Below are 8905 nucleotides of genomic sequence, written 5' to 3' on the forward strand. Positions count from 1 at the left end.
GATGCACATGAGCACCGCAGTCGAACCCTACAAGACCGGCGTCTTCGACCTCACCCACAAGCTCACCGTGGAGAAGCACGGCCACACCGCCCTGCTCACCATCAACAACCCGCCGGCCAACACCTGGGACCGCGAATCCCTCATCGGCCTCAAGCAACTGGTGGAGCACCTCAACCGCGACGACGCCATCTACGCCCTGGTGGTGACCGGCCAGGGGCCCAAGTTCTTCAGCGCCGGCGCCGACCTCAACATGTTCGCCGACGGCGACAGGGCCCGCGCCCGGGAAATGGCCCGGCGCTTCGGCGAAGCCTTCGAAGCCCTGCGCGAATTCCGTGGCGTGTCCATCGCCGCCATCAACGGCTACGCCATGGGCGGCGGCCTGGAGTGCGCCCTGGCCTGCGACATCCGCATCGCCGAGCGCCATGCACAGATGGCCCTGCCCGAGGCCGCCGTCGGCCTGCTGCCCTGCGCCGGCGGCACCCAGGCGCTGTCCTGGCTGGTAGGCGAAGGCTGGGCCAAACGCATGATCCTCTGCGGCGAGCGCATCGACGCCGACACCGCCCAGCGCATCGGCCTGGTGGAACAGGTGATGGACAGCGGCGAAGCCCGTGGCACCGCCCTGCTGCTGGCAGCCAAGGTCGCCCGCCAGAGCCCGGTGGCGGTGCGCACCATCAAGCCGCTGATCCAGGGCGCCCGCGAACGCGCCCCGAACACCTGGCTGCCCGAGGAGCGCGAGCGCTTCGTCGACCTGTTCGACGCCGAGGACACCCGCGAAGGCGTCAACGCCTTCCTCGAAAAGCGCGAACCCAAGTGGCGCAACCAGTGAGAGCCATGCCATGAACGTGAAATTCGAAGAACGCCACGGCCGCGACGGCGCGCGCATCGGCATCGCCACCCTGGACGCCGAGGCCAGCCTCAACGCCCTCAGCCTGCCGATGATCGAAGCGCTGGAGGCCCGCCTCGACGCCTGGGCCAGCGACCCGGACCTGGTCTGCGTGCTGCTGCGCGGCAGGGGACCCAAGGCCTTCTGCGCCGGCGGCGACGTACGCCGGCTGGCGGAAGTCTGCCGCGAGCACCCCGGCGAAGTGCCGCCGCTGGCGGCGCGCTTCTTCGCCGACGAATACCGCCTCGACCACCGCCTGCACACCTACCCCAAACCGCTCATCTGCTGGGCCCACGGCCACGTACTGGGCGGCGGCATGGGCCTGATGCAGGGCGCGGCGATCCGCATCGTCACCCCCTCCAGCCGGCTGGGCATGCCGGAGGTGAATATCGGCCTCTACCCCGACGTCGGCGGCAGTTGGTTCCTCGCCCGCCTGCCCGGACGCCTGGGCCTGTTCCTCGGCCTCACCGCCAGCAGCATCAACGCCCGTGATGCGCTGGACCTGGGCCTGGCCGACCGCTTCCTGCTGGACGAGCAGCAGGAGGCCCTGCTGGACGGCCTCGCCCAGCTCAACTGGCGCGAACACAGCGGCGCCCAGCTCACCAGCCTGCTGCGGGCCCTGGAAGCCAGCGCCCGCCCGCACCTGCCCGAGGCCCAGTGGCTGCCGCGCCGGGCCCGCCTCGACGACCTGCTGGACGTGGCCGAACTGCCTGCCGCCTGGCACGCCATCGCCGCCCTGCAGCACGACGAGGACGCCCTGCTGGCCCGCGCCGCCCGCACCCTGGTCGCCGGCTGCCCGCTCACCGGGCACCTGGTCTGGGAGCAGATCCGCCGCGCCCGCCACCGCTCCCTGGCCGAGGTGTTCCGCATGGAATACGCCATGAGCCTGAACTGCTGCCGCCACCCGGAATTCCCCGAAGGCGTGCGCGCCCGCCTGATCGACAAGGACAACGCCCCGCGCTGGCACTGGCCGAACGTGGACAGCGTGCCGCGCAACGTGATCGAAGCCCACTTCGAGCCCACCTGGGAGGGTGATCACCCCCTGGCGGACCTCTAGCCCCCTTCCACGCGACCCAAGGAGCAAGACAATGACAACAATCGCCTTCATCGGTCTCGGCAACATGGGCCTGCCCATGGCCCGCAACCTCATCAAGGGCGGCCATGCGCTGCAGGTGTTCGACCTGGTCCGCACCGCCATGGACCAGTTGGTGGCCGAAGGGGCCAAGGCCGCCGTCGACGCCCGCGCCGCCGTACAGGGCGCCGAGGTGGTGGTCAGCATGCTGCCCGCCAGCCACCACGTCGAAAGCCTCTACCTCGGCGACGACGGCCTGCTGGCCGGGCTGCCCGCCGGCACCCTGGTGCTGGAGTGCTCCACCATCGCCCCCGAGGCCGCACGGCGCGTGCACACCGCCGCCCGTGAACGGGGCATCGCCCTGCTTGATGCACCGGTCTCCGGCGGCACCGCCGGTGCCGCCGCCGGCACCCTCACTTTCATGATCGGCGGCGAGGCCGAGGCCCTGGAGCGGGCCCGTCCGCTGCTGGGGCTGATGGGACGCAACCTGTTCCACGCCGGCCCGGCCGGTGCCGGCCAGGTGGCCAAGGTGTGCAACAACCAGGTGCTCGCCGTGCAGATGATCGCCACCGCCGAAGCCATGGCCCTCGGCGTCGCCAACCAGCTCGACCCCGCCGTGCTGGCCGAGATCATGCGCCAGAGTTCCGGCGGCAACTGGGTGCTGGAGCGCTACAACCCCTGGCCGGGGGTGATGCCCAACGCCCCCGCCAGCAACGGCTACCAGGGCGGCTTCATGGCCGAGCTGATGGCCAAGGACCTCGGCCTGGCCCAGGAGGCCGCCGGCCGCAGCGCCAGCAGCACCCCCATGGGCGCCCTGGCGCTGCAGCTCTACCGCCTGCTGCTCAAGCAGGGCAAGGGCCGCCAGGACTTCTCCGTGGTGCAGCAGCTGTTCGCCCCGGAGTGAGGCCGGGGCAGGCGTCGACCTGCCGCAGCGCACCGCGCCGATGCGATCGGCTACCATGCGCGCTTCGTTACAACCGGGGCGCCCCATGTCCGACTTCCATCACGCCCTGCTCGACTGGGACGAGCAGGGTCAGCCACTGTCCCGCGAGTTCGGCGACGTCTACTTCTCCCCCGAGTCCGGCATGGCCGAGACCCGCCATGTCTTCCTCGACGGCAACCAGTTGCCGGAGCGCTTCGCCGCGCTGCCCGAAGGCGGTCGCCTGGTCATCGGCGAGACCGGTTTCGGCACCGGCCTGAACTTCCTCTGCACCTGGCAGCTTTTCCGCGAGCAGGCCCCGTCCAGCGCCCGCCTGCATTTCGTCAGCGTGGAGAAATTCCCCCTCGCCCATGCCGATCTGGCCCGCGCCCTGGCACTCTGGCCGTCCCTCGCCCCCCTCGGCGATGAACTGCTGCAGCAGTACCGCGCCATCAACCCCGGCTTCCAGCGCCTGCTGCTGGACGGCGGCCGCGTGGTGCTGACCCTGCTGGTGGGCGACGCCCTGGAATGCCTGCCACAGCTGGACGCGCGCATCGACGCCTGGTTCCTCGACGGCTTCGCACCAGCCAAGAACCCGCAGATGTGGTCGCCCGAGCTGTTCGCCCAGCTCGCCCGCCTCAGCGCACCCGGCGCCACCCTGGCCACCTTCACCAGCGCCGGCTTCGTCCGTCGCGGCCTCCAGGCGGTGGGTTTCGACATCAAGCGCACCCCCGGCTTCGGCAAGAAGTGGCACATGACCCGGGGCCGCTACAACGCCGCACCGGTCGCTGCCGAACGCCCCTGGTACGCCCGCCCACCGGCCCACCAGGGCCCGCGCCGGGCGCTGGTGATCGGCGGCGGGCTGGCCGGCTGCGCCACTGCGGCCAGCCTGGCCGCGCGCGGCTGGCAGGTCACCCTGCTGGAGCGCCACGCCGGCCTGGCCGAAGAAGCCTCCGGCAACCCGCAAGGCGTGCTCTACCTCAAACTGTCGGCCCACGGCACCGCCCTGTCGCGGCTCATCGTCAGCGGCTTCGGGCACACCCGGCGCCTGCTCGAACACCTGCAGGCCAATGAGGACTGGCAAGCCTGCGGCGTGCTGCAACTGGCCTTCGAAGACAAGGAGCGCGAACGCCAGGCCGCCCTCGCCCAGGCCTTCCCAAGCGGCCTGCTGCGCACGCTGGACCAGGCCGAGGCGCAAGCCCTGGCCGGCATCGCCCTCCCCGCTGGCGGCCTGTTCTACCCCGAGGCCGGCTGGGTCCACCCGCCCGCCCTGTGCCGCTGGCTCGCCGCCCAGCCAGGCATCGAACACGCCCTGCACCGGGAAGCCCTGGAACTGGTGCGCCAGGACGGCACCTGGCAGGCCCGTGCCGGTGACGCCGTGCTGGCCGAGGCACCCGTGGTGGTGCTGGCCGGCGCTGCCGAGGTGCTGCGCTTCCCGCAGACCACCGGCATGCCGCTCAAGCGCATCCGCGGGCAGATCACCCGCCTGCCCGCCACCCCCGCCAGCGCCGCGCTGGCCACGGTGGTCTGCGCCGAGGGCTATGTCGCCCCGGTGCGCCACGGCGAGCACACCCTCGGCGCCAGCTTCGACTTCCACAGCCAGGACCTGGCCCCCACCACCGCCGAACACGCCGGCAACCTCGACCTGCTGCGGGAAATCTCCACCGACCTCGGCACCCGCTTGCACACCGACCAACTGGACCCGGCGCAGCTCCAGGGCCGCGCCGCCTTCCGCTGCACCACCCCGGACTACCTGCCCCTGGTGGGCCCGCTGTGCGACGCCGACGCCTTCGCCGAGGCCTACGCCGTCCTCGCCCGCGACGCCCGCCAGGTGCCCGACACCCCCGCCCCCTGGCTCGACGGGCTCTACCTCAACAGCGGCCACGGCTCCCGCGGCCTGATCACCGCCCCCCTGGCCGGCGAACTGCTCGCCGCCTGGCTCGACGACGAACCCCTGCCCCTCCCCCGCGACGTCGCCGAAGCCTGCCACCCCAACCGCTTCCTGCTGCGCCGGTTGATCAGGGGGCAGTGACTCAGGGAGAGCCCACCGCGGTTCCTGCGGGGGCTCATCACAGAACCCTCTCCGGATAAATCGTAGAGTTCGGTTCGCAGGGATGCGAACCACCGCCAGCCGCTCTAACACAGGGCCCCGCCTTGGCGGCTTCGCCTGGATCACAAGGAGGTTGCATGGATCGAAATCACTGGGAGTGGGTTGCTGGGAGGTTGGCCTGTTTCCGCTCACCGACCTTCAGGCTGAAACCCGATTACCTGAGCTCTCCTACGGAGGATCCAGAAGCTCGGTGGCTTTCAAATTGGCGGCTTAATCTGCCTGAATTAATAGCCTTGGCTATGCATCTGACGGATGCCGCTAGTTGGAGCTGGCTTCAAGTCTCCATTCACCCAACAGCAACTCCACACTCACTTACGAAGAACTTGCCCTCGAAATCACCCGTGCCGAAGATATCTTCGGTGCACACCAGGCAGGAGCTCTTGCTACAGAATGACACCCGACCCAGTTCTGCCGGTGGTTTTCAAGCACCTAGCCTCATCACCCCTATAGATACGAAAATAAGTGACATCGGTTAGAAGTACCAAATAAATTCACGCCAAATAGGCGACAAGGCGAATAAGGACCACAAGGAGTTTTAATGAAACGCTCATGGAATGCGATTGCAGCAGCAGGTTTATGCCTGCTTACTATCTCGCTCACCAATGCGGGCACTAGAAAGCCAGAGCTTTCCTACGGCGGCTATAGGAGTGCTATTGAGTGGCAGAAAGCTGCCTATGGATTCTGGATAGCAGCTTATGGAATGACCGGATGCAGCTTCAAGGAGTGGAGTTGGTGGCAAACCTCAGGAACAATAAACGGTATACCCAGTACTAACGCGCAATGCGGCAGTGGGCACTCGCCCATGACAGCCCCTATAAAATTGGTATGCCCCCCAGGGTATGAACCCAACGCGCCCCAAGCACCTTCCAGCTGTAGCAGGCCAGACAACATCCCCGATCTGACAAAAGACAAAGGCGAGCCTGACAGCCCCAAAGCGTGCAAAACGGTTGGAAACCCAATTAATTTCTCTACAGGAAACAAGTACCAGATAGAGACAGACCTCATACTTACAGGGCAATTCCCACTTCAATTCCAAAGAACATACAACAGCCAAGACGGAATCTGGAGACACAACTACTCAACACATCTAAGAAAATCACAAAATAGCGCAACAGTGATAACCGCAGATGGAAAAGAGTATTACTTTGAGATCAACAATAACGAAGCAACCCCTGAGCAGAGCAATTCCGGAAATTTGAAAATGCAAGCCAGCTTTTGGGAATACACTTCGCCCCAAAATGAGCATTTTCTCTTTGACGAGGAAGGCAGACTGTCCAGTCAAACTGAAGTATCGGGGGCAAAATGGCTATTCACTTACGACGGTTTTAAAACCGTCGTCAAAGACGAACACGGCAACTCTTTCAGTTTCACTACCCGCAACAGCGGGCCGGTGTTAGGCCAGTTGCAACCTGTCAGTCTTACAACGGACGCACTCCAGATCGTCTACGTCTACGACTCCCAAGAGCGCTTGACTCAATTGAAAAAGACACAGGGAGGCGTGCAGAAAACACGCATCTATCACTACGACTCCAGCCCAGGATCGCGCCTCCTCACCGGCATCACCGACGAACGCGGCATCCGCTACGCCACCTGGACCTACGACGACCAGGGCCGTGCCATTTCCAGCGAGCACGCCGGCGGTGCGGAAAAGGTCACCGTGGCCTACAACGCCGACGGCTCCTCCACCGTCACCAACGCCCTTGGCAAGCGCACCACCTACCGCTTCCAGACCATCCAGGGCATCCGCCGCATTACCGCCATCGAAGGCGAACCCTCGGCCAACTGCCCCAACAGCAACGCCACCTTCACCTACGACGACCGTGGCCTGGTGAAGACCCGTACCGACAACAAGGGCCATGTCACCACCTTCGACTACAACGAGCGTGGCCTCGAAGTGTCCCGCACCGAAGCCTTCGGTACACCTCAGGCGCGCACCGTCACCACTACTTGGCACCCAATGCTGTTCCTGCCGCTCACCGTCACCGAAACAGACCGTATCACTACCTACAAGTACGATGAGCAAGGACATCAATTAGGTCTTAAAGTCTCAGACCGGGAATAGAAAATATGCCGCCTATAGCTCGAAAAACAACTGGCAGTATCATCCTAATTATCTCCTTCTCCCTTGCCACCACACCGCTGAATGCCGCGGACTTCCAATGGACAATTGATAACCAATATGCTGGCCATCCATTCCATACATCCCCAACAGCATCATGCATTGCGTACCATAAGTGGCTAAACACTGTAACCGAAGACTGGCACTATCAATTTGTACGCATAGAGGCGACAAGTAATTCCAGGCAATTTAAATGTCTCGCCAAGACAACTAATCGCCGAAGCGGAAAGATCGGCTTTGAAGCAGGTTTCTATGGTACAGCCTATCGATATGGAGACAACTGCCACTCTCCAGCGAACTACAACCCCTCCAATGGAGAGTGCGAGATAGCTGAACTGGAAAAAGGTGCTGCTGCGCCTAACCCTTCCTGCTCTATTAACAACGATCAATTCTACGCGACCAACGGCAACAATTTCCAAAAAGAGAAAGACATAAACAGCAACATCAGATTCGAGCGTTTCTACAACAGCTCAGACCGCCAATGGCGTCATAATTACTCAGCCATACTCCAAAACCTCACAAGTAAAATAAAAATTACCTTCAGCGATGGCAAGGAAGCAACATTCATCCCAAGCGACAAAAAATTCGACCCACTCAGAACAGAGCGCGGACAACTCACACGCAACCTTAACACCTGGACTTACACCGCATCCAACAATGATATCTATGACTTCGACAACGACGGCAACCTAATTAACCTTTATAGTTCCAAACAAAAAATTAAGCTTGAGCATTCTTGGCAAGGAATTAAACTAACCGACAACTTCAACAACGAACTCAAAATCGCTGAAGATGAATTTCATCAACCAACAAAAATCACAACCCCAACAATGACCATCAAGTACAACTACAGCCTCTCAAGAAACTTGGAGTCCGCTATATACGACTACCCAAGTGGCAGTTCCACGCGTCGTTATCATTATAGTAATGGCCTCCTCACCGGCATAACAGACGAACGCGGCATCCGCTACGCCACCTGGACCTACGACGACCAGGGCCGGGCCATCTCCAGCGAACACGCCGGCGGTGCGGAAAAGGTCACCGTGGCCTACAACGCCGACGGCTCCTCCACCGTCACCAATGCCCTTGGCAAGCGCACCACCTACCGCTTCCAGACCATCCAGGGCGTGCGGCGCATCACCGCCATCGAAGGCGAACCCTCGGCCAACTGCCCCAACAGCAACGCCACCTTCACCTACGACGACCGTGGCCTGGTGAAGACCCGCACCGACAACAAGGGCCACGTCACCACCTTCGACTACAACGACCGTGGCCTCGAAGTCTCCCGCACCGAGGCCTACGGCACGCCCCAGGCCCGTACCGTCATTACGGAGTGGCACCCGACGCTGTTCCTGCCGCTCACCGTCACCGAGCCGGACCGTGTGACCACCTACCGCTACGACGACCAAGGACGCCAACTCAGCCAGAGCGTCAGCCAGCGCTGATCTGCACAAGGACTTGCCCATGACCCCCCTGCACCGCCTGAGCGTCCTCGCGCTCGCCCTGGTCGGCACCCTCGCCGCCACCGGCCTCCAGGCCGCATCGCGCAACTGGAGCTACACCTACACCGCCGCCGGCCAGATCGAAACCGCCGACGGCCCGCGCACCGATGTCCAGGACATCACCCGCTACGCCTACGACGCCCAGGGCCGCCTCACAACCGTCACCAACGCCCTCGGCCACGTCACCCAGCTCTCCCGCTTCGACAGCTACGGCAACCCGCAGACCGTCATCGACCCCAACGGCGTCACCACCACCCTCGGCTACACGCCCCAGGGCTGGCTGGCCTCGGTCAGCATCGG

At 64.0% G+C, this 8905-nt stretch carries 6 protein-coding genes and 1 pseudogene; all 7 read left to right on the top strand.

From position 1 onward, the window contains the following. Positions 1-7 precede the first annotated feature (7 nt). The gene (locus A9G05_RS23665) at positions 8-826 is read left to right on the top strand and encodes an enoyl-CoA hydratase (protein WP_069563282.1); all 819 of its coding nucleotides are present in this window, start codon (positions 8-10) and stop codon (positions 824-826) included. A 10-nt stretch (positions 827-836) separates the two neighbouring features. Continuing rightward, positions 837-1940, top strand: coding sequence for an enoyl-CoA hydratase/isomerase family protein (locus A9G05_RS23670; protein WP_069563283.1), 1104 nt, complete (start codon positions 837-839; stop codon positions 1938-1940). A 31-nt stretch (positions 1941-1971) separates the two neighbouring features. Beyond that, the gene (gene mmsB, locus A9G05_RS23675; RefSeq protein WP_069563284.1) at positions 1972-2859 is read left to right on the top strand and encodes a 3-hydroxyisobutyrate dehydrogenase; all 888 of its coding nucleotides are present in this window, start codon (positions 1972-1974) and stop codon (positions 2857-2859) included. An 85-nt stretch (positions 2860-2944) separates the two neighbouring features. Next, the gene (gene mnmC / locus A9G05_RS23680; RefSeq protein WP_069563285.1) at positions 2945-4906 is read left to right on the top strand and encodes a bifunctional tRNA (5-methylaminomethyl-2-thiouridine)(34)-methyltransferase MnmD/FAD-dependent 5-carboxymethylaminomethyl-2-thiouridine(34) oxidoreductase MnmC; all 1962 of its coding nucleotides are present in this window, start codon (positions 2945-2947) and stop codon (positions 4904-4906) included. A 616-nt stretch (positions 4907-5522) separates the two neighbouring features. After that, positions 5523-7046 (top strand): DUF6531 domain-containing protein, encoded by a 1524-nt coding sequence (locus A9G05_RS27465; protein WP_139131237.1) that lies wholly within the window; start codon positions 5523-5525, stop codon positions 7044-7046. An 887-nt stretch (positions 7047-7933) separates the two neighbouring features. Further along, entirely contained in the window at positions 7934-8548 is a 615-nt protein-coding gene (locus A9G05_RS23690) for an RHS repeat protein (protein ID WP_069563287.1), read from the top strand. Between the two features lie 19 nt (positions 8549-8567). Further along, a pseudogene (locus A9G05_RS23695) lies at positions 8568-8905 on the top strand (RHS repeat protein); the annotation flags it as partial.

Source organism: Pseudomonas sp. ENNP23, from assembly GCF_001728945.1.
GTDB lineage: Bacteria > Pseudomonadota > Gammaproteobacteria > Pseudomonadales > Pseudomonadaceae > Metapseudomonas > Metapseudomonas otitidis.

Bases quoted from the DNA above. Each gene is read 5' to 3' on its own strand.
- A9G05_RS23665 (WP_069563282.1), top strand. From the start codon at position 8: ATGAGCACCGCAGTCGAACCCTACAAGACCGGCGTCTTCGACCTCACC.
- A9G05_RS23670 (WP_069563283.1), top strand. From the start codon at position 837: ATGAACGTGAAATTCGAAGAACGCCACGGCCGCGACGGCGCGCGCATC.
- A9G05_RS27465 (WP_139131237.1), top strand. From the start codon at position 5,523: ATGAAACGCTCATGGAATGCGATTGCAGCAGCAGGTTTATGCCTGCTT.
- mmsB (WP_069563284.1), top strand. From the start codon at position 1,972: ATGACAACAATCGCCTTCATCGGTCTCGGCAACATGGGCCTGCCCATG.
- A9G05_RS23690 (WP_069563287.1), top strand. From the start codon at position 7,934: ATGACCATCAAGTACAACTACAGCCTCTCAAGAAACTTGGAGTCCGCT.
- mnmC (WP_069563285.1), top strand. From the start codon at position 2,945: ATGTCCGACTTCCATCACGCCCTGCTCGACTGGGACGAGCAGGGTCAG.